This window comes from uncultured Aquabacterium sp. (assembly GCF_947366995.1).
GTDB lineage: Bacteria > Pseudomonadota > Gammaproteobacteria > Burkholderiales > Burkholderiaceae_C > Aquabacterium.
This window is the reverse complement of sequence record NZ_CANBCC010000002.1, coordinates 1-26,162: the sequence shown is the minus strand read 5'-3', so window position 1 is coordinate 26,162 and position 26,162 is coordinate 1. Positions and strand designations below refer to the sequence as shown.

At 69.8% G+C, this 26,162-nt stretch carries 20 protein-coding genes; 10 read left to right on the top strand and 10 right to left on the bottom strand.

The annotated features are described in order from the left end of the window. Positions 1-55: 55 nt before the first annotated feature. Positions 56-1,387 (bottom strand): TIGR03862 family flavoprotein, encoded by a 1,332-nt coding sequence (locus tag Q0Z44_RS01085; RefSeq protein ID WP_298008932.1) that lies wholly within the window; start codon positions 1,385-1,387, stop codon positions 56-58. Positions 1,388-1,499: 112 nt separating this feature from the next. Here Q0Z44_RS01085 and Q0Z44_RS01080 point away from each other — a divergent pair, with 112 nt between their 5' ends. The 4 genes from Q0Z44_RS01080 to Q0Z44_RS01065 all read left to right on the top strand — a co-directional run bounded on the left by Q0Z44_RS01080 (position 1,500) and on the right by Q0Z44_RS01065 (position 8,094). Next, on the top strand, positions 1,500-2,966 hold the full coding sequence (locus tag Q0Z44_RS01080) for a hypothetical protein (protein ID WP_298008929.1): 1,467 nt from the start codon (positions 1,500-1,502) through the stop codon (positions 2,964-2,966). A gap of 8 nt (positions 2,967-2,974) precedes the next feature. After that, entirely contained in the window at positions 2,975-3,787 is an 813-nt protein-coding gene (locus tag Q0Z44_RS01075) for a hypothetical protein (protein ID WP_294635653.1), read from the top strand. 5 nt (positions 3,788-3,792) lie between these two features. Continuing rightward, complete coding sequence (locus tag Q0Z44_RS01070) at positions 3,793-6,618, top strand: ATP-binding protein (protein WP_298008925.1); 2,826 nt, start codon at positions 3,793-3,795, stop codon at positions 6,616-6,618. Positions 6,619-6,828: 210 nt separating this feature from the next. Next, positions 6,829-8,094, top strand: a complete 1,266-nt coding sequence (locus Q0Z44_RS01065; RefSeq protein WP_298008922.1) for a pectin acetylesterase-family hydrolase — start codon at positions 6,829-6,831, stop codon at positions 8,092-8,094. Positions 8,095-8,115: 21 nt separating this feature from the next. On the opposite strand, the gene Q0Z44_RS01060 is transcribed toward Q0Z44_RS01065, so the two are convergent. Next, positions 8,116-8,784, bottom strand: coding sequence for a LysE family transporter (locus Q0Z44_RS01060; protein ID WP_298008919.1), 669 nt, complete (start codon positions 8,782-8,784; stop codon positions 8,116-8,118). 264 nt (positions 8,785-9,048) lie between these two features. On the opposite strand from Q0Z44_RS01060, the gene Q0Z44_RS01055 reads away from it, so the two are divergent. Further along, positions 9,049-10,926 (top strand): radical SAM protein, encoded by a 1,878-nt coding sequence (locus tag Q0Z44_RS01055; protein ID WP_298009283.1) that lies wholly within the window; start codon positions 9,049-9,051, stop codon positions 10,924-10,926. Between the two features lie 84 nt (positions 10,927-11,010). Here the strand turns inward: Q0Z44_RS01055 and Q0Z44_RS01050 are convergent, their stop codons facing one another. Both Q0Z44_RS01050 and Q0Z44_RS01045 read right to left on the bottom strand, forming a co-directional pair. Then, complete coding sequence (locus Q0Z44_RS01050) at positions 11,011-11,475, bottom strand: FxDxF family PEP-CTERM protein (RefSeq protein ID WP_298008915.1); 465 nt, start codon at positions 11,473-11,475, stop codon at positions 11,011-11,013. A 328-nt stretch (positions 11,476-11,803) separates the two neighbouring features. Then, on the bottom strand, positions 11,804-13,669 hold the full coding sequence (locus tag Q0Z44_RS01045; protein ID WP_298008910.1) for a phosphoenolpyruvate carboxykinase (GTP): 1,866 nt from the start codon (positions 13,667-13,669) through the stop codon (positions 11,804-11,806). 362 nt (positions 13,670-14,031) lie between these two features. On the opposite strand from Q0Z44_RS01045, the gene Q0Z44_RS01040 reads away from it, so the two are divergent. The 4 genes from Q0Z44_RS01040 to Q0Z44_RS01025 all read left to right on the top strand — a co-directional run bounded on the left by Q0Z44_RS01040 (position 14,032) and on the right by Q0Z44_RS01025 (position 17,427). After that, positions 14,032-14,862, top strand: coding sequence for a substrate-binding domain-containing protein (locus tag Q0Z44_RS01040; protein ID WP_298008907.1), 831 nt, complete (start codon positions 14,032-14,034; stop codon positions 14,860-14,862). Between the two features lie 10 nt (positions 14,863-14,872). Next, complete coding sequence (locus tag Q0Z44_RS01035; RefSeq protein ID WP_298008902.1) at positions 14,873-15,607, top strand: ABC transporter permease subunit; 735 nt, start codon at positions 14,873-14,875, stop codon at positions 15,605-15,607. Next, entirely contained in the window at positions 15,604-16,758 is a 1,155-nt protein-coding gene (locus Q0Z44_RS01030) for an ATP-binding cassette domain-containing protein (RefSeq protein WP_298008897.1), read from the top strand. Before Q0Z44_RS01035 ends, Q0Z44_RS01030 begins: the two co-directional genes overlap by 4 nt. 66 nt (positions 16,759-16,824) lie before the next feature. After that, the gene (locus Q0Z44_RS01025) at positions 16,825-17,427 is read left to right on the top strand and encodes an MOSC domain-containing protein (protein WP_298008892.1); all 603 of its coding nucleotides are present in this window, start codon (positions 16,825-16,827) and stop codon (positions 17,425-17,427) included. Between the two features lie 7 nt (positions 17,428-17,434). Here the strand turns inward: Q0Z44_RS01025 and Q0Z44_RS01020 are convergent, their stop codons facing one another. The 3 genes from Q0Z44_RS01020 to Q0Z44_RS01010 are packed head-to-tail and all read right to left on the bottom strand — an operon-like array spanning position 17,435 to position 19,760. Then, positions 17,435-17,755 (bottom strand): hypothetical protein, encoded by a 321-nt coding sequence (locus Q0Z44_RS01020; RefSeq protein ID WP_298008889.1) that lies wholly within the window; start codon positions 17,753-17,755, stop codon positions 17,435-17,437. Continuing rightward, on the bottom strand, positions 17,736-18,698 hold the full coding sequence (locus Q0Z44_RS01015; protein WP_298008885.1) for a 5'-nucleotidase: 963 nt from the start codon (positions 18,696-18,698) through the stop codon (positions 17,736-17,738). Before Q0Z44_RS01015 ends, Q0Z44_RS01020 begins: the two co-directional genes overlap by 20 nt. 51 nt (positions 18,699-18,749) lie before the next feature. Then, positions 18,750-19,760, bottom strand: a complete 1,011-nt coding sequence (locus Q0Z44_RS01010) for an AAA family ATPase (RefSeq protein ID WP_298008880.1) — start codon at positions 19,758-19,760, stop codon at positions 18,750-18,752. 233 nt (positions 19,761-19,993) lie between these two features. On the opposite strand from Q0Z44_RS01010, the gene Q0Z44_RS01005 reads away from it, so the two are divergent. Then, on the top strand, positions 19,994-22,333 hold the full coding sequence (locus tag Q0Z44_RS01005; RefSeq protein ID WP_298008875.1) for a hybrid sensor histidine kinase/response regulator: 2,340 nt from the start codon (positions 19,994-19,996) through the stop codon (positions 22,331-22,333). Positions 22,334-22,433: 100 nt separating this feature from the next. On the opposite strand, the gene Q0Z44_RS01000 is transcribed toward Q0Z44_RS01005, so the two are convergent. From Q0Z44_RS01000 to gspE, 3 genes are all read right to left on the bottom strand, one after another. Next, the gene (locus Q0Z44_RS01000; protein ID WP_298008872.1) at positions 22,434-23,105 is read right to left on the bottom strand and encodes a response regulator transcription factor; all 672 of its coding nucleotides are present in this window, start codon (positions 23,103-23,105) and stop codon (positions 22,434-22,436) included. 105 nt (positions 23,106-23,210) lie between these two features. Continuing rightward, the gene (gene gspF / locus Q0Z44_RS00995) at positions 23,211-24,434 is read right to left on the bottom strand and encodes a type II secretion system inner membrane protein GspF (RefSeq protein WP_298008869.1); all 1,224 of its coding nucleotides are present in this window, start codon (positions 24,432-24,434) and stop codon (positions 23,211-23,213) included. A gap of 21 nt (positions 24,435-24,455) precedes the next feature. After that, positions 24,456-25,880, bottom strand: coding sequence for a type II secretion system ATPase GspE (gspE, locus tag Q0Z44_RS00990; protein ID WP_298008866.1), 1,425 nt, complete (start codon positions 25,878-25,880; stop codon positions 24,456-24,458). Positions 25,881-26,162: the final 282 nt, after the last annotated feature.

Sequence of the window (26,162 nt, the reverse complement as noted above, 5' to 3'; positions counted from 1 at the left end):
TCAATATCGCACGGCCGCGCGCGCCGTGGTGTGCGATCTGACCCACGCTTCGGGGTCATCTGCCCCGAACAGGGGGGCAGGTGTGCGATGTGTCTCTGGCGGCGGCCGACCACGCGAGCACGCCCTGCCCTGCCACGCGGCCGCTCGCCATGCTGGCGGTGAGCAGATAGCCCCCCGTGGGGGCTTCCCAGTCGATCATCTCGCCCGCGCAGAACACACCGGGCTGCGCGCGCAGCATCAGGTGCTCGTCCAGCGCTTCGAACGGCACACCGCCGGCGGTGCTGATGGCCTCGTCGAGGGGGCGCGGCGACCGCAGCGTGATCGGCAGCGCCTTCAGTGCGCCAGCCAGCTGGACGGGGTCAGCCAGCTCTTCGGGGCTCAGCATTTCGTGCAGCAAGGCCAGTTTCAGGCCTGCAATGCCCAGCCGGCTCTTGAGGTGGGTGGCCAGGCTGCGTGGGCCGCGCGGACGGCTCACCTCGGCCAGTACCTGCGCCGCGTCGTGGTCGGGCAGCAGATCGAGCGTGAACACCGCCTGCCCGTGCGCGGTGATCTGGTCGCGCAAGCGCGCCGAGAAGGCATACACCAGGCTGCCCTCGATGCCGCTGTCGGTCAGCACGAACTCCCCCTGCTGGCGGTGGACCTGGCCTTCGGCGTCCGTCACGCTGGCGACCACGGGCTTGACGGGCTGGCCGGCAAAGCGCTGACGGAGGTAATCGCTCCAGCCGGTGCGGCCCTCGGCCGTGGGCGCCACGTCGAAGCCGCAGTTGGCCGGCTGCAGGGGCGCCACCGCCACGCCGCGCTCGGCCAGCCAGGGCACCCAGGCGCCGTCCGAACCCAGACGCGCCCAGCTGGCCCCACCCAGCGCCAGCACGGTCGCATCAGGCGTGGCCGTCACCTCGCCTTCCGGCGTGGTGAAGTGCAGCGCGCCTGACGCAAGCCAGCCCTGCCAGCGGTGACGCGTGTGCACCCGCACGCCGGCCGCGCGCAGCCGGTGCAACCAGGCTCGCAACAGCGGGGCGGCCTTCATGTCGGTGGGGAACACGCGGCCCGACGAGCCCACAAAGGTCTCGACGCCCAGCCCGGCGGCCCATGCGCGCAACGCAGGCCCATCGAAGGCATTCAGCCAAGGGCGCACCGCCTCGGCCCTGGCCCCGTAGCGCCCGACAAAGGGCTCGATGGGCTCGGAATGCGTGAGGTTCAGCCCGCCGCGCCCTGCCAGCAGGAACTTGCGCCCCACCGACGGCATGGCGTCGTACACGTCGACCAAGGCCCCGCCGTCGGCCAGCACCTCGGCGGCCATCAGGCCGGCCGGGCCGCCGCCGATCACGGCCACGCGCGGGCCGGTGAGGGGCGCGACGGCAGGCGGGTTCGGGCGGGCATCGGACATGGGTGGCTTTCGGGACAGGGTGGGGCCGGATCGGCGGCTGGCGATGGTAGTCGGATTTTCGCGGGGCCGAGGCGTCCCTTCTCTGCGAAGCCATCCGGCACAATCCACCCCCATGATGGAGGCTTCCCCGCCCGATGCTGCCGAAGCCGGCAGCTTTGAAGGCTATTTCCGCGATCCGGGCCTGGCCGCCGAACAGCCCCTGGCCTGGGCCCTGGGCCGTCGGCTCGACGCCCTTGACGCCCTGCGCGGCCTGTTCAACGGCCCGCAGGCCCTGGTGCAGCTGCGCCTGTGGTGTTTTCTGGAGCTGGCCGGCCAGCCCCAGGCGCGCCTGAGCCGCGACGACCTCAACCGCCTGTTCCACACCTTGCGCCCGGAGGCGCTCGATCTGGCCCTCAAGCGCCTGCGCGAGCTGAATCTGCTGGTGTGGGATGCCACCGCGCAGGACCACCACCTTTCGCCGCTGGCGCAGCAGGTGCACGCGCTGCTGGTGCCGCTGGGCACGCCGCCCGCCACCGACGGCAGCGAGGCCGACGAGGAAATGGGCGCCTTGCTGGCCCAGGTGGCCGGCGCACAGCAGCTCGGCCTGGTCAACGCCAACCAGCTCAAGCACCTGCATGCGCAGCTGGCCCGCCTGCACGACGAGTTTGCCGAAGCCATTGCCAGCGGCTCGGAAGCCCGCCTGCGCCTGGCCCAGCCGCGCTTCGACCGCGCGCTGCAACTGGTCGACCGTGCCGGCCAGGCCCTGACGGCGCTGATCCGCGCCGACCACCTCGACCCGCGACTGGAACGTGAGGCCCGCGCCATCGGCCAGGAGCAGGCCCGCCTGCTGGCCATGGCCAGCCAGTTCACCCGCGCCCTGCAGCAGGCCGACCGCCAGCGCGTGACGCTGGGCAGCACCGGCCTGACGACCTCGGACGTGCGCGCCTGGCTGCAGGGCCACCCGGCGCTGTACGAACTGCTGGGCGACGCGCTGCACACGCCCGTGCGCCCGGTCATGGTCAGCCAGCACGACCTGGTCGACGTGGCCGAAGGCGAATTCGAACGCGACCGCCCGAACGCGGGCGAGGCCGCCGGCCTGCCGCCGCCCGCCGAAGCCGCCACCGGCACGCTCGATGTGCTGAGCCTGCCCGCCGAACTCGGGGGGCTGATCGACCTGTTCGGGCGCTGGTCCGAGCTGGCGACCGAGGCCGCGGCCGCCCAGGCGGCGTCCGGCGAGGCGGAGGACCCCGATGCGCCACCGCCCGGCACCCGCCCCCTGGCCGAGGCCGTGCTGGGCGGTCGCTTTGCGCAGGCCGCCTACCGCCTGCAGCTGCTGCCCCTGCTGGGCGATGCGCAGGCGCAGACCCTGAAAGGCCTGACCGGCGACCTGGCCCGCAGCCCGTGGCGCTGGGCACCCACGCCCCGGCATGTGGCCACCGACGACGAGGCCGTGGCGCTGATCAGCGAAGGACACCTGCGGCCCGATGCGGCCCTGCTGGCCGCCTCACCGAGCACGGCCGCACCCGGTGCGCCGGACGCCACCGCGCCCTCCCCTGCCGCCTCTGACGCCATGCCGTCCGAGGCCCCCACCGCATCCTGATCCACCCGATGAGCACTCTGGACGACGCGGCCCTGCTGGCCGCCGAACTGCTGGCCCGCCGCTGGCTGCCGCGCCAACACCCCAAGGTCAAGCGCGCGCTGATCGATGCCGACCTCTGGCAGGCCACACAGGAGCGCCTGGCCCAGGTGGGCTTGCGCCTGATCGACAACCTGTATGCCGACCACGTCAGCGTGGCGCTGCTGCGCCCGGCCGAAGCCAGCGTGTTCGGCGAAGCGGGCCTCAACAGCCACAACAACATCGACCTGCCGCGCGACGCGGTGTCGCTGCTGGTGGTGCTGTGGGCGCTGATCGTGCTGCCCAAGCGCGAACGCCAGCAGGCCCGCGCCGCGAGCGCCGACGGCGAGCAGCAGAACGACATGTTCGGCAAGGAACGCCCACTGCCCACCGCCGCCAGCGTCAGCCCGCTCGTGTCCTACCGCGCGCTGCTGGCCGACTTCGGCGTGCAGCTGGGCAAGAAGACCCGCATGGACGCCAACCTCAAGCGCCTGGAGAACCACGGCTTCATCACGCGCAAGGGCGAAGACATCGCCGAAGGCCCGCTGCTGGATCTGCTGCTGGATTACGACGCGCTGGCGCCGCGCATCCTGCAGGGCGCGCTGGGCGATGTGCTGGCCCAGGCCAAGCAGCTGGCCGGCGCGCTACCGTTGGCGCTCACGCAGCCCCCGCTGGAAGAGATTCCTGACGAGGACGAGCTGGCCGAGGACGCGCTGCTGGCAGCCGACGCCCCGGCGGCCATCGACGCCGCCCCGACAACAGGCTCACCCGATGAGCCTGCCGCCACCCCTGACACCCCGGCCTGATCGCGATGTTTCACCTGCAAAGCCTTGAACTGCTGCACTGGGACTACTGCCAGCGCCTGACCCTGCCGCTCGACGGCGCCATCATCACCGTGGCCGGGCCGAACGGCTCGGGCAAGACCACGCTGCTCGATGCCATGCGCACGCTGCTGGGCCTGGACTGCTCGGGCGGCCGCAACTACAAGACCTACGCCCGCCACGCCAACGCCGACAGTGCCTGGCTGCGTGCCACGGTCGACAACCGCCCGCGCAACCGCCAGTCGAGCAACCGGCCGTTCGCGCGCTGCCTGCTCTACAGCGACGTCGTCACGCTGGTGTGCCGCATCGATCGCAATGGCGGTGACTGGACGCGCCGCTACCTGATGGTCGAAGGCGACGTCAGCATCGAGCAGTTGATCGAGCGCGGCAGCCCCGGCGACCGCGACTGGCTGGGCATCGACAACTGGCGCAAGCGCCTCGAAGGCGCGGGCCTGTCGCGCGCCATCGCCAAGGTGCTGGCGCTCGAACAAGGCCAGACCGACCGCCTGTGCGAATACAGCCCGCGCGAACTGCTGCGCCTGGTCTTCGACGTGTTCGGCGACCAGGAGGTGCTGGACCGCTACGACGAAGCCCGCAACCACCAGAAGCAGCTGCTGCAGGAAGTGGAAGCCGCCGAGCGCGAGCTCTCGCACGGCAAGGCCCAGCGCGCCGAGCTCGAATCGCGCGTGAACCTGTTCCGCCAGTACGAGCTGAAGTGCCACGAGCGTGAAACGCTGGCCACCGAGGTGGTGCCCGTGCTCAGCAGCCACGAAACGCGCAAGAGCCTGGCCACCAAGCTGCGCGACCTGCACCGCCAGCGCCTCCAGTCCAGCGCCGACCGCCGCGCCCACGGGCAGGTCAAGGCCGAACTGCTGCAGCGCCTGCAGGACCAGACCGATGCTGCCGCACGCGTCGAGGCCATCGAAGCCCAGGTGCGCACCGCCCGCCGCCTGCAGGAAGAGGCCCGCGATGCCGAGCGCCCGATCGAGGCCCTGGTCAAGCGCGCCGACGAACTGGCCGGCCTGGCCGTGGTCGAGGGCGATGCCGACAAGCTCACGCTGCGGATCACCGAACTGAGCGAGCACAAGCAGAAGCTCTCGGCGCAATGGCAGCGCCTGAAGGACCAGCGCGACGACGCCCAGCGCGCGTACGACGCCCTCAAGGGCCAGCGCCAGGCCCCGCCGCCACCCGACGTCGGCCGCTTCACGCGCACGCTGACCGAGGCCGGCATCGCGCACCACCTGATCGCCGACATCATCGAGATCACCGACGAGAGGTGGCGCGCCGCGGCCGAAGGCGTGCTACGCGGCAGCCGCTGGGTCGTGGTGCTGGCCAACCCGCGACAAGAGGCTCAGGCCATGAGCCTGGCCGAGAAAGAGCGCTACCGCCACTACATCGTGGCCGATGCCGAAGACGCGCCGGCCAAACCGGATGCCGACAGCCTGCTGGCCGTGCTGAAGTTCAGCGCGCCGGCCCCGCGCTGGTTGCTGCGCCAGCTGGAGAACATCCAGCGCGTGGCCAGCACCGAAGCGGGCGTCAAGCTCAAGGGCGAGTGGATCACGCCGGAGGCCTATCACCGCGATGGCCGGGGCGGCCGCTCGGTCTGGGTCGACCCGGGCCAGCACCAGTTCGGCGCCTCGGCCGTGGCCGCGCGCCGCGCGTCGATCGAGGCGCGTCTGGCCCAGCTCGATGAAGACATGACCCGCGTGGTGCGCGACCAGGCCTTCTTCGACCGGCAGCTGCAGGATGCCCGCAAGGCCACGCAAGGCTTCACCGCCGCGGCCGAGCTGGCCGAGCGCGAGGCCGAGTTCAGCGAAGCACGCCGCCAGCTGCCCATGCTCAAGCAGGCGCGCCAGGAAGCCGGCGAGCGCTGGCAGCAGGCCGAGGCCCAGCTGAAGCGCGCCGTGGTCGAGCAGACCAACGCGCAGCATGCCTACCGCCAGGCCCAGGAGCGACTCGCCCACATCGAGCAGCGCAGCGCCCAGCACGAGCGCGAATGGCAGGTTCGCTTCGACGACGTCATGGCCCAGGCCGTGATGGCGCGCGAGGTCAAGCTCTCGCTGCCCGCCGCGTGGCGCCGCCCGGCCCGCATCGCCGACATGCAGGCCCACTACGGCAACGCCACCCAGGCCCGCCTGCGCGCCGAGGCCGTTGAGCGCGAACTGAACGAAGGCCAGTGGGAGACCGATGGCACCGTGATCGAACAGCTCACGCTGATGAACGCCAACGTGCTGCGCCAGGAAGACGAGCTGGGCCAGCGCAAGGCCAGCAACGTGGCCGCCGGCATCGCGGTCGACAACGCCCGCGCGCGCTACACCGACGTGCTCAAGGCCACGGTGCGCCGCTACCGCAAGAACATCATCGAGCTGGGTCAGCTGGCCGGCGTGGAAGTCAACGCCGAGCTGCCGCACCTGGATGGCGACGACAGCGTGCTGCGCCAGGCCGAGCTGCGCGTGCACTTCAACTTCGACGGCAAGGGCGCCATCGGCCTGAACGACGGCGAGGCCTCAGGCGGGCAGCAGGTGATCAAGTCGCTCATCCTGCTGGTCGGCCTGATGAAGGACGACGAGACGCCGGGCGGCTTCGTCTTCATCGACGAACCCTTTGCCCACCTCGACGTGCGCAACATCCAGCTGGTCGGCCACTTCCTGCGCAGCACACGCGCCCAGTACGTGCTGACCACGCCGATCACGCACAACGTCGAGGTGTTCGAGCCCGCCGACATCACCCTGGTGACGGCCAAGAAGCCCAAGGGCGCACGCTGGGCGCCGCCGATCGGCGTGCTGCAGCGGCGCATCCCGGCCGACGTGTACTGATGCAGCCACCAGCCGGCTGACGCCTCTCCGTGACGAAGCCCGCGCCCTGCGGGCTTTGCGCTTTTAGGCCAGACGCGCCAGGCACGGCCCGCGGTGTCGGCCAATGCGCCCCTGCGTCGCCACGCGCAGCGCGATCGCCCGCGTTTCCCCTGAAGGCAGCGCCGCAGGCGCCTCGGACACTCGCTCCAAACGACACCTCAGGAGCGAACCATGATCCGTCTCATCTCTGCCCGCATGGCCGCGCGGGTGCTGGCCCTGGGCCTGCTCGGCGCCTCGGCCGCACACGCCGGCTTCTTCCGGTGGGAGGCCGTCGAACTGCCCGCCAGTTCGGGCGCCAGCTGCGGCAACGGCACACCCTACCGCTTCTTCGTCAACCGCACGCCCTTCACCAGCAAGACCGTGGTGATGTTTGAAGGCGGTGGCGCCTGCTGGGACCAGGCCGCCTGCAAGGGCGGCACGCTGCTGGATGCCGTCAACCCCGACGGCATCCCCGCGAACTACATGAGCGACTTCAATCGCCAGGCGCACTGGGGGCTCGTCACCCCGTTCACGGCACGCATCCACCCGCTGCAGGCGGTGCAGACGCAAAGCTGGAACATCGTCTACCTCACCTACTGCACGGGCGACGTGCACACCGGCAACAAGGTCGGCGTCTACAACAACGTCGACCCGAGCCAGCCGCTGGCCTACTACCACCGCGGGGCCGTCAACGCCAAGGCCGTGGCCACCTGGATGGCGAAGAACATGAAGCAGCCCGAGCACCTCATGCTCACGGGCTTCTCGGCCGGCGGCGTGGGCTCGGCGGCGCTCTACCCGGCCTTCCGGGAGACGCTGGCCCCGAAGAAGATGGCGCTGCTGTCCGACTCCGGCCCGCTGTTCGACGTCCCGAAAACCGCCACGCCGGCCCAGGCCCCCTCCGTGCTGCTGCACAACAAGATCCGCACCGTGTGGGGCCTCGACGGCCCGCAAGGCCTGGTCACCGAGCTCATTGACAAGTACCCGCATGCGGGCTCGGCCGACAACCTGGGCAGCATCACCGCAGGCCTGGGCAAGATCTTCCCGAAGGACCGGATCGGCTACGCCAACTTCCAGGAGGACACGAACTTCTCGGCCTTCTCGTACCAGAAGTTCTACCCGGAAATTGCGAATGCGCCGGACGAGGCCACGCGGCTCAAGCTGCTGAACCAGAAGTGGCGCCAGGAGTTGACGCCCTGGGTGGCGCAGATGGAGACACAGCCCAACATCGGCTACTACATCCCCAACAAGCGCGAACTCAATGGCTCGCACTGCCTGACCATCGTGACCTTCGGGGGCACCAGCATCGTCGAGCGCGGCCTGAGCTCGGTGAAGTCCTTCGTCGACAACCTGCTCGATGGCACCGGGCCGGTGATGCGTGCGTGGGAATCGAATTCCACTTCGCAGCGCGTGCTGCTGTCCGACTGGTTCGCCGACTGGCTCGCCCCGCTGATTCCCTGAGGCAAAAAGCGGGGGCCCGCCTCAGCTGGCCGCCCGCTTCACGAACACGAGCGAGGCGCCCAGCGCCATCAGCACGCCGCCGAACAGGCGATCGCGCACGCGGCGTGCCGAGGGGCGCTTCATCAGGCGCTGCAGGCCGGCCGCCACATGGGCATAGCCCAGCCGCATCACGATGAGGTCGATCACGACGCTGGTGGCCGAGCAGATGAGCAACTGCAGCCACAGCGGCCGGGCCGGGTCCAGGAACTGGGGCAGCACCGCGACCATGAAAACAATGCCCTTGGGGTTGGTGACATTGGTGAGCACCCCCTGCGCGAAGCACACGCGCGCCGGCGTGGCCGCCGTCACGGCCATGCGCCAGGTGGCGCCGTTGGCCGGCGTGTCGGCCAGCACCTCGGGCTCGCGGGTGGCCGCGCGCCACTGGCCGATGCCCAGCCACACCAGGTAAGCAGCGCCGGCCCACTTCAAGGCGGTGAAAGCCTGCTCCGAAGCCAGCAGCACCGCGCCCAGCCCGACGCCCGACACCAGCAGCACGGCCACCAGCCCCACCTGCAAGCCCAGTACCCCCGGCATCACACCGCGCACGCCGCGCGCCATGCTGTGCGTCATCGTCAGCAAGGCGCCCGAGCCGGGCGACACCGAAATCAAGGTCATGGCCGCGACATAGGCCATCCACACGTGCAGGTCCATGCCCGCACTCTAACCCGCCAGCGGCGGAAACGCAGGACAATGCGGGCCTGCCCGTGCGGCCCGCGCGCCTCCGCGCGACCGACACGGCGCAGCCCCCGCCGCCTCCGTCTGCCTCGCCTCGTGTCCACCGCCCTGCCCTCTCGCTCCGCCGCGCCCCAGATCCCCATCCTGCCTGCAGCCCCGGCAGGCAACGCGGCGCCCGGCCCGGACACCGGCACACTGAAGGCCGGGCAGCACCTCCGCGTGCTGGCGCTCATCCCGCCGATGACGCAGCTCAACACGCCCTACCCGTCGACCGCCTACCTGACCGGCTTTCTGCGCTCGCGCGGTGTGGCCGCGTTCCAGGAAGACCTGGCGCTTGCGCTGGTGCTGAAACTGCTGTCGCCCGACGGGCTGACCCGGCTGCGTCCGCTTGCCGAGGCCGTGCCCGAGCGCCGCCGCAGCGCCACCCTGCACGCCTTCCTGGCCGAGTTCGACCGCTACCACGCCACCATCGGCCGCGTGATCGCCTTCCTGCAAGGCCGCGACCCCACGCTGGCGCACCGCATCAACACCCGCGGCTACCTGCCCGAAGGGCCGCGCTTCCAGAGCCTCGACAACTACGTCGACGACGAGGGCGGAGACCCGCTGTCGTGGGCCTTCGGCGCCCTGGGCCTGCAGGACCGTGCCCGGCATCTGGCCACGCTGTACCTCAACGACCTGGCCGACGTGCTGAAGCAGGCCGTCGACCCGCGCTTCGAGTTCGTGCGCTACGCCGAATCGATTGCCGCCAGCCAGCACAGCTTCGACCCGCTGGCCGAGGCCCTGGCCGCCCCGCCCAACCTGATCGACACGACCCTGGCCGCGTTGACGCTGGACGCCGTGCAGCGCCACCAGCCTGACCTGGTGCTGTTGTCCGTGCCCTTCCCGGGCAGCGTGTATGCCGCATTGCGCATCGCGCAGACCATCAAGGCGCACCATCCCACGGTGCGCATCGGCCTGGGCGGCGGCTTCGTCAACACCGAGCTGCGCGAGCTGGCCGAGCCACGCCTGTTCGATTTCGTCGACTTCGTGACGCTGGACGCCGGCGAGCGCCCTCTGCTCGCCTTGCTGGAGCACCTGGCCGGCGCCCGACCCACCGAACAGCTGGTGCGCACCTTCGTGCGCGACGAGACGGGGGCCGTGCGGTTGACGCGCCACCCGGAGCCGGACGTGCCGTTCGAGCACGTTGGCACACCCACCTGGGACGGCCTGCCGTTGCACGACTACCTGTCGCTGCTCGACATGCTGAACCCGATGAACCGGCTGTGGTCGGACGGGCGCTGGAACAAGCTCACGGTGGCGCATGGCTGCTACTGGAGGAAGTGCAGCTTCTGCGACGTGAGCCTGGATTACATCTCGCGCTACGAAGCGGCTTCGGCCGCCGAACTGGCCGACCGCATCGAGGCCATCGTGAAGGAGACAGGCCAGACCGGCTTTCACTTTGTGGACGAAGCGGCGCCCCCCAAGGTGCTGCGCGCGCTGGCTCATGAACTGATCCAGCGCCAGCTCGGCATCTCGTGGTGGGGCAATGTGCGCTTCGAAAAATCGTTCACGCCCGAGCTGTGCCAGCTGCTGGCCGACAGTGGCTGCATCGCCATTTCCGGCGGGCTGGAAGTGGCCAGCGACCGCCTGCTGCAACTGATGAAGAAGGGCGTCTCGGTGGAGCAGGTGGCACGCGTGACCCGGGCCTTCAGCGACGCCGGCATCCTCGTGCATGCCTACCTGATGTACGGCTTTCCGACGCAGACCGTGCAGGACACGGTCGATGCATTGGAGTACGTGCGCCAGCTGTTCGAGAACGGCTGCATCCAGTCCGGCTTCTTCCACCGCTTTGCGTGCACCGTGCACTCACCGGTGGGGCTGGACCCGACCGCTTACGGCGTGACGCTGCAGCCGCTGCCGGCCGGTGGCTTCGCGAAGAACGACGTGGCCTTCATCGACCCCACGGGCGTCGACCACGACGCGCTGGGCAAGGCGCTGAAAAAGGCCATCTACAACTTCATGCATGGCATCGGCCTGGATGCCGACGTGCGCAGCTGGTTCGATGTGCGCGTGCCGAAACCCACGGTGGGGCGGCATCGGATCGCCAAGGCGCTCACTTCGCCGAGCGGCGCGCGCTGACAAGAAAAAAGCGGACCCGAAGGTCCGCTTTGCAGTCGAGGGCGACGCGCGGGCCAGAGCCCGCGATCACGCCCTCCGTGCGAATCAGGCCGACTTGCGGCGGCGAGCCACGAAGCCAGCAACGCCCAGGCCAGCAACGGCCAGAGCCAGCGACTCGGGTTCCGGAACCGGGGTCACTTCGATCGTGCCCGAGAACGAAGCACCAGCGCTCTTCGGCGTGCCGTTGACGGTGAACGAGTAGCTGCCAGCGGCCAGGGCGCCCGAGAAGATGACGTAGTTGTCAAACGACGGGGTCGATGCCGAAGGCAGGATCTGGGTCGAGCCGAAGAACACGCTGGTGATGTCGTAGCCCGACTTCTTGCCGAACGTGGCCGTCACGCCGGCATAGGCGTCAACGACGTCAGAGGTCAGCGTGAAGGTAAAGGTTTCGCTGGCAGCGGTGCCAGAGAAGGAAGCGGTGTCGGTGATCACACCGAGGTCTTGCGTTGCAGCGTGCGCACCGCCGACCATGGCAAAGGCAGCCGCAGCCACCAGGAACTTCAATTTCATAAAAACTCCCATGAGGGTTAAGAAAAACCAGGCATCAAGCCCGCATGAGAGGGATCGTCAGCCGGCGTGAATTTGTCACACTCAGTTATACATCCTGGCATCCCGTCACCCAATCCCCAAAAAAGGGGTTCCGCGGTGACAGCAGGAGGAGGCACCTCTCAGAGACCGTAACCAAGTGTCAGCGAGGCGGTTTTTGGTTTCCACCCCGCATTCCGGTGATCCCAGTTCTCCGGAGACAGTCCGCCGGGTGGGCGAAGAAAAATGGCCACCCGAGGGTGGCCATTTGGCTGATGCGCAGCAGCGCTGCTGCGCAGCGCGGCGAGGTGCTTCAGGCAGCCAGACGCTGCTCCAGCTTCGCCTTCGTGGCGGGCATCGCCGCCGGCAGGTTGTACGACAGCTGGGTGAACAGTTCGTCGTGCAGCTTCAACTCCTGCTGCCAGGCGGCCTTGTCGATGCCGATCACCGACTGGAACTGCTCCTTGGTGAAGTTCAGGCCGTTCCAGTTGATGTCTTCGTAGGTGGGGCTCACGCCGAAGGCGTTTTCCACGCCGCCGGCCTTGCCCTGCAGGCGACCCAGCATCCACTCCAGCACGCGCATGTTCTCGCTGTAGCCCGGCCAGACGAACTTGCCGTCGGCGCCCTTGCGGAACCAGTTCACGCAGAAGATCTTGGGCAGCGCGTGGCCGGCGCCCTGCAGCTTGGCGCCCAGGTCCAGCCAGTGCTGGAAGTAGTCGCTCATGTTGTAGCCCATGAAGGGCAGCATGGCGAACGGGTCGCGGCGCACCACGCCTTGCTGGCCGAAGGCCGCAGCGGTGGTTTCCGAACCCATGGTGGCGGCCATGTAGACGCCTTCGGTCCAGTCACGGGCCTCGGTCACCAGCGGCACGGTGGTCGAGCGACGGCCGCCGAAGATGAAGGCGTCGATCGGCACGCCGGCGGGGTTGTCCCATTCCGGGTCCAGCACCGGGTTGTTGGTGGCGGCCACGGTGAAGCGGGCGTTCGGGTGCGCAGCCTTGGTGCCCTTTTCCTTGGCGATGGCCGGGGTCCAGTCGTTGCCCTGCCAGTCGATCAGGTGAGCCGGGGCCTCGTCGGTCATCGACTCCCACCACACGTCGCCGTCGTCGGTCAGAGCGACGTTCGTGAAGATGACGTCGCGGTTGAGCGACTCCATGCAGTTGTAGTTGGTCAGCGTATTGGTGCCCGGGGCGACGCCGAAGTAGCCGGCTTCCGGGTTGATGGCGTAGAGCTTGCCGTCGGCACCCGGCTTGATCCAGGCGATGTCGTCACCGATGGTGGTGACCTTCCAGCCGTTGTAGCCCTCAGGCGGGATCAGCATGGAGAAGTTGGTCTTGCCGCAGGCCGACGGGAAGGCGGCGGCCACGTGGTACTTCTGGCCTTGCGGGTTGGTCACGCCCAGCAGCAGCATGTGCTCGGCCAGCCAGCCCTGGTCGCGACCCATGGTCGAAGCGATGCGCAGCGCAAAGCACTTCTTGCCCAGCAGCGCGTTGCCACCGTAGCCCGAACCGTACGACCAGATCTCGCGCGTGGGGGGGTAGTGGACGATGTACTTGGTGTCGGGGTTGCACGGCCAGGCCACGTCCTTCTGGCCTTCGGCCAGCGGGGCGCCCACGGTGTGCACGCACGGCACGAATTCGCCGTCGGTGCCCAGCACGTCGATCACGCCCTTGCCCATGCGGGTCATGAGCTTCATGTTCACGGCCACGTAGGCGCTGTCGGACAGCTCGACGCCGATGTGGGCGATGTTAGAACCCAGCGGGCCCATCGAGAAGGGCACGACGTACATCGTGCGGCCCTTCATGGCGCCCTTGAAGAGGGCGTTCTCACCCGTCTGCAGCTTTGCGCGCATTTCGGCCGGGTCACACCAGTTGTTGGTCGGGCCGGCGTCTTCCTTGCGGTCCGAGCAGATGAAGGTGCGGTCTTCCACGCGGGCCACATCGGACGGGTGGGTCCAGGCCAGGTAGGAGTTGGGGCGCAGCTCGGGGTTCAGCTTCTTGAACGAACCGGCTTCGACCAGCTTGGCGCACAGGCGGTCGTATTCTTCGGTGCTGCCGTCGCACCAGTAGATGTCCTTGGGCTGCAGCAGCGCAGCCATCTCGGCCACCCAGGCAATCAGTTTGGCGTTTTTGACGTAGGCCGGCGCATTCACCTGCGCCGCTTGTGCGGAAGTGGACATGAAGAAGCTCCAAAGTAGTAAACAGGGTCTCGACAGCGCAAGGCCACATCGCCCGTTGCGGGGTTTGCGCTCTCGACACCCTGCTGGACCGCAGCGTCCAGCTCGGGTCTGGGGGCCAACGGGTAGGTCGGCCTGGCCGGTGGGCTGCGGGCTGATGCGCACACCGGCGGTTCATGTCCTTCTTCCGGGCGGGGTCGCCACCGGGAGGTCGGGAGCCCTGCACTCCGATCCGGAGGCGTCAGGGGCCTCACAGTTTAGTCCACTCCGGGCGTTTCCGGTGCCCCCCGTGGCGGTGGGGTGATCCCTGCCGGGGCGAGAACGAGGTCACAGAAGCGTCAGCCTTTTGTATGCTGGCATGCGCCATGAACACCGAACCGATGCCCTGCCCCCTTCGCCGTACGCTGCTCGCACGGGCGCCCGCCCTCGTTTTGGGCGCGGGACTGCCCGCTGTCTCGCACGCACGACCCGCCTTACCCGCCACCGGGGGCGCACCGGTGGTCGGGGTCGACCCCATCCTGGTCGAGGGAGGCCTGACGGCCCGCTGGTCGGCGGCCATGGCGCGCGACCTCGGGTGGGCGGCGCGCTGGGTCCCCCTCGCATCCGGGGCGCTGCTGACCCAACTCGAACAGGGGCAACTGGATGCTGGCCTGTACCTGGGACACCCGCATGCGGCCCGTCTGGAGGCCCAGGGACTGGTCCACAGCCGCACCGTGCTGGCCCGCACGCTGGTCTACCTGATCGGGCCGGACGCCGATCCGGCCGGCATCCGCCAGCAGACGGACCTCCGGCAGGCGCTGGCGCAGGTGCTGCTGGCCCAGGATGCGGGAGCAGCCCGCTGGGAGGCGCCTGCGCCCGACTCGTCCCTGGGGGCCCTGGTGGCCCAGTTGACCCGGGACCGGCCCACGGCGCGGCTCGACCGCGGCACGGCCCTGTCGCGCGCCACCACCGACAAGGCCGCAGCCCTGGCGCCCTATGGCCTGACGACGCGCGCGCAATGGCAGGCCCGGGGCAATCCCCCCGGCGTGCGAGTCTGGGTCACGGGTGGGCCCGAACTGGCCCTGCCGGCCGAGCTGGCGCTGCCGTTCCGGCGCCGACATCCCGGCGCGCAGCTGCTGCTGAAATGGATGCAGGGGCCGCTTGCCGAGGGCGTCTGGCGCAGCGCGCGCCCCGGCTGGCTGCCCGCGTCGGCATAAGGGGACGCCGATGGGCTTCGCTCCCGCTGCGCTGGCGGCCCTGGCCTCCAGCTTTCAGATCGCCGGGCTGACCGTGCTGGTGTGCACGCCGGTGGCCGTGGCCCTCGCCGCGTGGATGGCACGCGCGCCCTGGCGAGGCAAGCTGGTCGTCGACACGTTGATCCTGCTGCCGATGGCGCTGCCCCCGGCAGTGGTGGGGCTCGTCCTGGCTGGGGGCCTGCGCGCGCCCGGCGGACCGAGCGACTGGCTGTCGATGTACACCGGATGGCAGCCCGGGCTCTATCCGGCGGGCGCCATGCTGGCGGCCGTGCTGATGACCTTGCCGCTGATGGTGCGCGTGCTGCGGCCCGCCTTCGAGGCCGGCGACGCCATGCTGGGTCCGGTCGCGCGGACGCTGGGCGCCAGCCCCTGGCAGACATGGTGGACGGTGAGCCTGCCGATGGCGTGGCCGGCGGTGCTGTCGGCCGCGGCACTGGGCCTGGCTGCGGCCTGGGGCGAAACGGGCGCCACGCTGGTGGTCGCCACGGTGCTGGTGCCCCATCCCCCCGGCGCGTCAACCGACACCGCGCCACTGGCCCTGGTGGCCGCGCTGCGGCAGGCCGATGGCGGGCGAGTGGCATGGCAGCTCGCCTGGGCGTCGCTCGGTGTGGCGGTGGTGGCCATGCTGCTGTCGGAGTGGGGCCGCGCCCACTGGCGGCAGCGTACGCGGCAATGGGCGCACCCGGCTGCCGGGGCCGCGGCGTGACGGCGCAAGCCAGCCCCTTGCCGCGGGCGTTGAGTGTCGAACTGCGACTGCAGCGGCCCGGGCTCGACATTCGCGCGCAGTTCCGCGTGGCGCCCGGCCGCGTATGCGCACTGGTGGGGCGATCTGGTGCGGGCAAGACTGCGCTGCTGAAGGCCGCTGCGGGGCTGGAACCCGCCCTCGGCGGTCGCGTGGCGCTGGGGCCCGATCCCCTGTACGACTCGGCCGCGGGCCTGAACCTGCCTGCCCACGCCCGCCGCCTCAGCTGGCTCGATGCCGACACCCACCTCTTCCCGCACCTGACGGTGCAGGGCAACCTGCTGTACGGACACCGGGTGGGCGGTGGCGACCGTGGCCCCCGCATGGAAGCCGTGGCGCGCTGGCTCGAAGTCGAGACGCTGCTGACGCGCCAGGTGAGCGCGCTGTCGGCGGCGCAGCGGCTGCGCGTGGCCCTCGGCCGGGCCTTGCTCGCGCATCCGCATGCGCTGCTGCTCGACGACCCGCTGGGCCGCGTCCCGCTGGAAGCACATCCCGCGCTGCTCGATCTGCTGGCGCAGGTGCCCACCCGCTTTCGCCTGCCCATGGTGCTGGTCACGCCGAGGATGGCCGAGGTGATCCACCTGGCCGACGAGGTGGTGGTGCTGCATGAAGGCCGCATGGCGAGCGCCGGCCCGACACCGCACATCCTGTCCGACGTGTCGCTGTCGTCGTTTCTGGAAGGCGATCAGGCCGGCAGCGTGCTGGAGGGGGTTGTCAAACGGCACGATGTGACCTGGCTGCTCAGCGAGGTCGACGTGGCCGGCCAGCGCGTGACCGTGCCGGCTGCGCTCCATCCGGTCGGCAGCCGGGTGCGACTCAAGGTGCGCGCGCGCGACATCGGGCTGCACCGCCAGGCCCCGGCGGACACCAGCGTCTCCAACCACCTGCGCGGGCGCGTAGTGCAGGTGATGCTGGCCGGCGAGCACGGCACCTACGGCGCGGTGGCCATCGAGCTGGACCAGGCGGTGGACGCCAACGGGCAACTGACCGGGCCCGCCGTGTCGCTGTGGGCCCTGCTGACGCGCAAGTCCATCCAGCAGATGGGCTGGGCGCCGGGCCAACCCTGCGTGATCGGCTTCAAGGCCATGGCCGTCGCGGTGTCCCCGTGGCGCTGAGCCACGGTGGCACCACGGGGCGAGGTTATGCTCGGCAGCCTGCCCTCACCTGTGCCGGAGCCCCTCATGCCATCAGACCGTCGCGTGCTGTCCATCAACACGGCCTCAGCCCGGCCGATGGAGGTCGAGGGTCGGCGCATCCTGAGCGCCATCGGCAAGCAGCCCGTGAGCACCCCGACCGAGCCCGCGCGCATCGCGGTGGGCCCCATGGGGCTGGCGGGCGATGAACAAGCAGACCTTACCGTGCATGGCGGACTGAGCAAGGCCGTGTACGCCTACCCGCACGAGCACTACGCGTTCTGGCAGACCGTGCGGGCGCAAGCCGGCGTTCAGGCTTGGGGCGAGACCCTGCCGATCGGCCTGCCAGGCGAGAACCTGACGGTGACCGGCCTGCTGGAGACCGACGCCTGGATCGGCGACCTGTTGCGCTTTCCGGATTGCACGCTGGCCATCAGCGAGCCGCGCCGGCCCTGCTACAAGTTCGCGGCGGTGATGGGCTTTCCGCAGGCGGTGAAGATGATGGCCCAGTCGGGCTGGTGCGGCTACTACCTGGCCGTTCGGGTGCCCGGCACGATCGCTGCCGGCGAGGCCTTCGAGGTCATTCCAGGCCCGCGCGAGGTCAGCATCGCCGACCTGTTCCGCGCCAAGATGCGCAAGGATGCGGCCTGAGCCAGCTTTAGTCTTCGTCGTCCCAGCGCTTGAGCGCCCGGCGGACGTCGTCCAGCCACTGCCGCTGCTCGGCCGAAGAGGCCAGCGTGCGGCGCACCCATTCCGGCCGCTGTGACGGCCGCTTCGCCAGCGCCACGCTGAGGGTCGCCGCGCCCTCGGTGCGCACCAGTTCGATGGCCGGCAACCCGCGCCAGGTGAAGCGCACCGGCGTGCCGGTGCCCTGCTCGGTCAGCGGGCGGCATTCGCGCAGGCTGCGGCGCAGTGCGACCAGGGCCTCCTCCGGCTTGTAGGCCGGCAAGGCAAAGAAATCACCCAGTTCGTCGGACATCGGACAACTCCTGCAGATTGCGAACCCCGGCCGCCACGTGACCGGCAGGCACGTGCGGGGCGGCATTGTCGACGTGGCCGGTCTGGTCGTCGAAGAAGAAGTCGGGCTCGAACTCGCGCAGGAAGGCGCCCTTGGGTAGCCCGCCCAGGAACATCGCCTCGTCGACCTCGATGCCCCAGTTCATCAGCGTGCGCAGCGCCCGCTCATGGGCTGGCGCCCCGCGTGCCGTGACCAGCGCCGTGCGCACCCGCATGGGGGCCAGCACCGCGGGCTCGCCGGTTGCGGCTTCGTGCTCTTGCGGCGCCTGCTGCAAGGCATGCAGCGCCAGCAGCAGCGGTTTGAAGGGGCCGTCCGGCAGGGGCAGGCTGGCGCGCTCGACCTCGTGGCGCTGGAAGGCGTCCAGCCCGCCCTGCTGGTAGACCTGTTCGGCCTCGTCGGAAAACAGCACCGCGTCGCCGTCGAAGGCGATGCGGACCTCGTTCGGGTGCGCCTCGCCCGCGCGGGCGGCATGCGGCAGCACCCGGGCCGCCGGCACGCCTTCGGCCAGAGCCGAGCGCACGTCAGGCTCGTTGGCCGACAGGAAGAGGTTGGCATGCAGCGGCCGCAGATACCGCCAGGGGGGCTCACCCCGCGTGAACACGCCCCGCTCGATCGGCAGGCCATAGTGGCGCGCCGAGCGGAACACGCGCATGCCCGACACCGGGTCGTTGCGCGACAGGATCACGACCTCGACCCGCGGGCGCCCGGGCGCATTGAAGGCCAGCAGCTTGCGCACGAGCGAGAAGGCCACGCCCGGCCTCGCAGGCTCGTCGAGCCGCTGCTGCTGAAGTTGCATGTAGGCACGGTCGTCGCTGCCTTCGAAAAGGCGGTTTTCCTCTTCGAAGTCGAACAACGCACGCGATGAAATGGCCACGACCAGCTGGCCGTCGAGCGAGGCAGGCATGAGCCCATCATACCGAGCCTGCCAGCTCAGAAGATGAGCCTCTGGCGGCGCTCAGTGCGTGAAGCCCATCGGGTTGCGGCGCCCGCCCGCCTCGGGCAAATCCCGCGGTTCGATCTCGTGTCGGCCATCGAGCTTGGCATTGCCGAAGGCGGTCATCAGGGCACGACGCATTTCCCGCGGCGCCAACTTGCCGAGCGCCGCCAGCACGGCCTCACCGGGCTCAGGCGCAAAGCGCGCACCCCAGTCGTGGTCGGCGCAGATGCGCCGATACAGCCGCGCAGCGATCTTGCGGGCAGCCGCCTCATCCGGCATGTCGACCTCGAAGACGTTCATGCGGTTGAGGATCGGATCCGGGATGTCGCGCGCATCGTTGGCTGTGGCCACCCAGATCACCTGGCTGGCGTCCACCGGCACCTCGGCGAACTCGTCGGTGAAGCTGCCGGCGGTGTCGTGCTCGAGCAGGCTGTAGAGCGAGCCCAGCGGGTCGTAGGCGTGCTCGCCGCCGGCCTTGTCGATCTCGTCGACCACCATGACCGGGTTGGCGTACTGCCCATCGACCAGCGTCTCGAAGACCTTGCCGGGCCGCGCGCCCTTCCACTGGCTTGAGGCCCCCGAGAGCACCCAGCCGGCCGTCATCGAGCTCATCGACACGAAACCCAGCCCGGTGCCCAGCAGTTGCGCCACTTCGCGGGCGAAATGGGTCTTGCCCACACCGGGCGGGCCCAGCAGCAGCATGGGCGTGATCTCAAGCGCGTCGCGGCTGTCGCTGCACAGCGCCAGCTGGCGCTTCAGGTCGTCGAGCACCTCGTGGAAGTTGGGCAGCTCGTCGTACAGGTGGGTCATGGCGGGCAGGCCGGAGGGCTTGACCTGGAAGCGGTCAGCCCCCTTCTCCAGCATGCGCTCGTAGGTGGCGCGCAGGCTCTCGTGGTCGCGCGGGGGCAGCTTGCCCAGCCGGCGCTCCACCTCGTCCAGCCGGTAGACCGGCCGCATGTGGGCGATGGGAATGCGCCCATGGATCGGCGCCTCGCGCGAAATCGGAACCAGTTCGGTGCAACTGCTCATGCCAGCCCTCCAGACAACCCGATACACACAGGGCCATTGAAGCAAGCGCCGCGCCATGCGGTCGCGCCGACAACTGGCCCCGACACCAGTCTTATCACCAGACCGACGCCCCTTCCAGGGGGTTGCCCCCGAGCGGGCGCCAGCTTTGCGCACAATGCGGGGTGGCCTGCGAAAAAGGCCCGACAGGGAGCTTTCAAACGGTGACGAGAACAAACACCGGCACGCGGGGCCAGATGGCTGCCGCGAAGATGCTGGACCGCCTGGGACGGTGGTGGTGGTGGGTGATGCTGGGCATCGCTGCGCTGTGGGCCATGGCCACGTGGCCGGCGCCGAGCGCCTCGCGTGGCGCCGTGACCTGGCTGTCGCATGCCCTCGTGGCCGCGCCGCCCGACCGACAACCGACCCATCGGGCCGTGCAACTGCCGCATGCCTGGCGGGAAGACGGCCTGCCCACCAGCGGCGCCGGCCGTTACGCATCGCGCTTCGTGGTGTCGGCCACGCAGGTGGCCGATGCGCGCCACCGGCCCTGGGCCCTGCGCTTCGACCGGCTCTGCCAATCGCACGTGATTCGCCTGAACGGCGAGCACCTGCATGTGGCCACCACCGACGCGGGCGCACTCTCATTCCCCGCGGGCTACCTCATCAACGTGCCGGCGGCGCTCTTGCGCACGGGTGAGAACACGCTCCATGTCGACGTGGGCTGCAAGGCACAGGGCGGCATGACCCTGCCCCTCATCGGCCCCACCGTCGACCTGCGTGGCGAGTTCGTGCAGCGACAGATCCTGGCGCGCTGGGTGCCGGTGGGGCTCAACCTGGCCTGCGTCACCTTCTCCCTCTTCCTGGTCGCGCTGTGGTGGCAACGCAGGCAGGAGCGCGCCATCGGGCTGTTCGGCGCGCTCTACATGATCACTGCGCTGCGCAACCTCAGCTACTTCGTCGAGGTGGACCTGGGCACGGCACCGCAGTTCGATTCCTGGATGCACCTGAGCGCGCACACGGCCAGCGTCTGGCTGATCGGGCGCTTCGCGATGGCGTTCACGGGCCAGCAGCGACGCGGCTACGAGCGCATCCTTGACCTGACGGGCATCGGCTTTCCCCTTGTGGCGCTCGCCTTCTGCGCATGGGACCCGATGCTCGACACAGTCCGCCGGGTGCTGCAGCCGGCCCTCATTGCGCTGTCGCTGCCCGCATTGGCGATCCTGCTGCGCGACCGCATGTCGGGGCAGGCCGTGCCGCAGCGCTACCTGGCCGTCGGCCTGGCCTGCGTGCTGGTGGCGGGGCTGCATGACTACCTTGCCATCCGGCAGATGGGGCACATCGGAGCCCTTCCCTGGATCGCCTGGGCCATTCCGCTGGGGCTGGCGCCCTTCACCCTGGTGGTGGTGGGCCGGGTGGTGCAGGCCTTCAACGCCATCGAGGCCGACAACGCCACGCTGGAGCAGAAAGTCCAGGCCCGCACGCAGGAACTGGCCGACGCCAACGCGGCGAAAAGCCGATTCCTGGCCGCCGCCAGCCACGATCTGCGCCAGCCCGTGGCCGCCATCGGCCTGCTCAACGACCTGCTGCGCGAGCGCCTGACCGACCACCAGGCCCGCGACCTCAGCGAGCGGCTCAGCCACGCCGTGGTGTCGATGGAAAGCCTGCTCAAGGGGCTGCTGGACCTCTCTCGGCTCGATGCCGGCACCGTGGAGGTGCAGCCGCGCGCCGTGCCGCTGGCCGACCTGCTGGGCGACATCGTGAGCCACGAGGCCGAGGCCGCCCGACGCAAGGGCCTCTCGCTGCGCGTGCACACCGGGCAGCACCAGGCCTGGAGCGACCCCTTGCTGCTCGAGCAGGTGCTGCGCAACCTGGTGGGCAATGCCGTGCGCCACACCGAGCGAGGCGGGGTACTGGTGTCGGCACGCCCCCGCGCAGGGCAGCTGCTGCTGCAGGTGTGGGACACGGGGCCTGGCATCCCGGAGGCTGACCAGGCCCGGGTGTTTGAGGAGTTCGTTCAGCTCGGCAATCCGGCGCGCGACCGCCATCAGGGGCTGGGCCTCGGTCTGGCCATCGTGCGCCGCGCCGTCCGGCTGCTGGGCCACGCGCTGACACTGCGCTCACGCCCCGGACACGGCACCTGCTTCACGCTGACGGTGCCGCAGGCCATCGCACCCACCCGCGCGCGCCATGACACCCGGGCCGTCGTCGAACCGCCCGCCCAGACACCGCTGCCGCCCTGGCGCGTGCTGCTCGTCGAAGACGAAGCCGACATCCGCGCCAGCCTGACCCGGCTTTTCACCGGCTGGGGGCTGGAAGTGCGCAGCGCCGCCAACCTGGCCGACGCCCGCCCGCTGCTGGCGCAACCCTGGGATCTGGCCGTCAGCGACCACCGGCTGCCCGACGGCACCGCTCGCGATCTGGCCGGCTGGCTGGCCGACCGGCACCCCGGCACGCCGCTGGTCATCATCACGGGCGACACGGCACCGGAGCGGCTGGCCGACCTGGCACGCACGGGCCTGCCGGTGCTGCACAAACCGTTCAGCGCCAAAAAAATGCGGGCCATGATCGTGGAGACCATGGCCCGCGTGACGTGATGACAGCGTCCGAAACGACCTTCAGGTTAACGCCACCGCGGCGCCGTCGCCATCCTCCGTTCGGTGGATGGGGTAAACCGCCCTCCCGCGCAGCGGGCCCTCAGGCCTTGAGGTTCATGCCGGCCTTGGCCACCGCGACCACGGCCTGCGTGCGCGTGTTGACTTTCAGCTTGCGGAAGATGGCGCCCAGGTGGGTCTTCACCGTCGACTCCGACAGATTGAGCTGGCGGCAGATCTCCTTGTTGGCCTTGCCTTCGACCAGCAGGCGCAGCACGTCCATCTGGCGCGCCGACAGGCCCATGGCATTGCGCGGCAGGCCGTCGTCCAGGTCATCGTCCCAATCGTCGGCATCGTGCATGGCGTACATGGCAGGCAGCGGCGGCAGGTAGACCCCGCCGGCCAGCACGCGTGACAGCGCCTCTTGCATCACGCCGGCCTGAACGGTCTTGGGGATGAAGCCAGAGGCCCCTGCGTCGATGGCCGAGATGATGGTGTCCGGCCGGTCGTCGGCCGACAGCACCACCACCGGGATGTCCGGCGCGAGGTCCCGCCAGCGCTCCAGCGTGCGCACGCCGTGGCAGTCAGGGGGCAGGCTCAGGTCCAGCAGCGCCAGCCCGACATCGGGGTGCTCGGCCAGCACGGAAGCTGCCTGGGTCAGGTCACCGGCTTGCAGCACCTGCAGCGCACCGCCGGGCAGGCTCAGCCGATACGTGATCAGCATGCTCAGGCCATCGCGGAACAGCGGATGGTCGTCGATCAACAAAAGTTTCATGCTGCGGTACGCGTGACAAAAAATTACACACGCTCATCCTACCGGTGGATGACGTCGCACCGAAGGCCCCAGATCAAATTCCAGGTGCGTGTCACACCGGTCGGCTCACTTCACCCAGGTGTTCATCTGCATGATCGGCAGCATCACCGACATCACGATGAGCATCACGACCAGGCCCATGGCGACGATCAGCAAGGGCTCCAGCACGGTGGCGATGGCCAAGGCCTTGCGCTGCACCTCGGCGCCAAGCTGGTTGGCGGCCCGCTGCAGCATCAGCGGCAGCTGCCCGGTCTGTTCGCCCAGGCGCGCAAACATGGCGAGCAGGCCGGGAAAGCGCTTCTTGGCGGCCAGGGCCGAGGCCAGCGGCGCGCCCTCGCGCACCTGCACCAGCGCCTCCATGGCATCGGCCCGCATGGCGCGGTTCGACAGCGTCTCGGCTGCGGCCTGAAGGGCCTTCAGGATGGGCACGCCCGAGCCGGCCAGCATGGCGAGCGTGCCGGCAAAACGGGCCGCGTTGTACCCCCGCGAAAGCCGCCCGAGAAGGGGCAACCCCAGCCAGAACGCATCGAACTTCAGGCGGAACCCCTCGTTGCGGCGCCCCGCCATCAACCCGGCAAACCCGGCGCCCAGCACCAGCCCCAGCAGCCAGCCCCACTGGCGCATGAAGGCGCTCAGCCCCAGCATCACCTGGGTGAGCATGGGCAGCGCGCGCTTGCTGCTGGAAAACACCTGCGCGACCTGCGGCACCACGAACACCAGCAACGCCACCACGATCACCACCGCGAACAGCGACACGATGGCCGGATACAGCGTGGCGCCGATCAGCTTGGCCTTGAGCGCCTGCTGGTCTTCGAGGTCGGTGGCGAGCTTGTCGAGCACGGTGCCAAGCTGGCCGCTCTGCTCGCCCGCGGCCACCACGCCCCGGTACACGTCGTCAAACTCGCGCGGCGAGCCCGACAAGGCCTGCGCAAAGGGGGCCCCGGCGTTCACCTCGGCCCGCAGGTGCGACACCAGCTCCCGCTGGCGCGGGTCTTCCGCCTCGTCGGCCAGGGCCGTCAGGGCCCGCTCAAGCGGCAGGCCGGCCACGACCAGACCCGACAGCTGGCGCGTCCAGATGGCCAGCGCCGTGGGGTTGAACACCCGCCGCGCGAACAACTGCCGCGAGCCGACCGAGTCGCCCTTGTCGGCCGCCATCACCTGGTCGACCTTCATGGGCACCAGGGCCTGGGCGCGCAACTGGGCACGCGCGGCCTTCGGGTTGTCGGCCTCGACCAGACCGTTCATGGTCTTGCCGGCGGCATCGAGCGCTTCGAAACGGTAGGCGGGCATGGGAGGTATTCCGTGGGGCGATTACTCGCGGGTCACCCGCAAGACCTCTTCCAGGGAGGTCACGCCTTCAGACACCAGGCGGTCGCCGTCGTCGCGCATGGTCTTCATGCCGTGGCGCTGGGCGTGATCGAAGAGCGTCGCCTCGGCCGCCTGCGCGTGGATCAGCGCGCGCAACTCGTCGTCGGCCACCATCAGCTCGTAGACACCGGTGCGGCCCTTGTAGCCGCTCATGCCGCACTCGGGGCAGCCCACCGGGTGCCAGCGCCCCTGCTCGTCCTCGCGCTTGCAGTGCACGCACAGCTTGCGCACCAGGCGCTGGCCCAGCACGCCCAGCAGCGAGCTCGACAGCAGGAAGGGCTCGATGCCCATGTCGGTCAGGCGCGTGACGGCGCTGGGTGCGTCGTTGGTGTGCAGCGTGGCCAGCACCAAGTGGCCCGTCAGCGAGGCCTGCACGGCAATCTGGGCGGTCTCGAAGTCGCGGATTTCGCCAATCATGATGACGTCAGGGTCCTGACGCAGGATGGCGCGCAGGGCCTTGGCAAACGTCAGCTCGATCTTGGCGTTGACCTGCGTCTGGCCGATGCCGGGCAGTTCGTATTCGACCGGGTCTTCCACGGTCAGCACGTTGGTGGTCGCGGCGTCGACCGTGCTCAGGCCCGCGTACAGCGTCGTCGTCTTGCCCGAGCCGGTGGGGCCCGTCACCAGCACGATGCCGTGCGGCTGGCGCAGCAGGCGCTTGAACTGCGCCAGCGACTCGCCACTCATGCCCAGCGATTCCAGCGTGAACTTGCTGGTGTCGCCCTTGTCCAGGATCCGCAGCACCGCGCGTTCGCCATGGGCCGAGGGCAACGTCGACACCCGCACGTCCACCGCGCGGCCGCCGATGCGCAGGCTGATACGACCGTCCTGCGGCAGGCGCTTCTCGGAGATGTCGAGCTCGGCCATGATCTTCAGGCGCGAGATCAGCGCGGCGTGCAGCGCCCGGTTGGGCTGCACGACCTCGCGCAGCGTGCCGTCCACCCGAAACCGCACCGCCGACGAGCGCTCGTAGGGCTCGATGTGGATGTCGGAGGCACCGTCCTTCGCGGCCTGCGTCAGCAACGCGTTCAGCATCCGGATGATGGGCGCGTCGTTGCTGGACTCCAGCAGGTCTTCGACCGCAGGGAGGTCCTGCATCATGCGCGACAGGTCGACGGCGCTTTCGACCTCGCCAACCACGGCCGCTGCGCTGCCCTCGCCGGCCGCGTAGGCCACGGCAATGCGCTGGTTCAGCGCCTCCGCAGCCTCCAGCTCCACCGCGTGCACGACGAAGCGCCGCATCACCTCGGAGAGCGCCGACGGCGACACGCCCGGACTGGCCCACAGCGTCGCGCGGGTGTCGCCTACCTCGAGCAGCAGGCCCTGGGCCCGGGCAAAGGCATAAGGAAGGGGGTGGCGTGCGCCCATGTCAGTGTCTCCGGGTCACCGCGTGCCAGTCGCCGGGGCCGGGGCCGGGGCCGAAGGCTGCGGTGCGAGCTTGGGCGCGTAACGCGAATCCGGCGGGATCACCACCGTGGGTTGCGGCGCATTCGGGTCGTCCAGCGGCTGGCGCACTGACGGCATGGTCAGCTCGCTGCTGAACTTCAATGGGTCCATCACCGGCGCCTCGCGCACCTGGAGCACGGCGTTGGGCGAAGGGGCCAGATCGGAAGAGCGTCGTGTAGGGAAAGAGTGTCGTTCGGCGTGTAG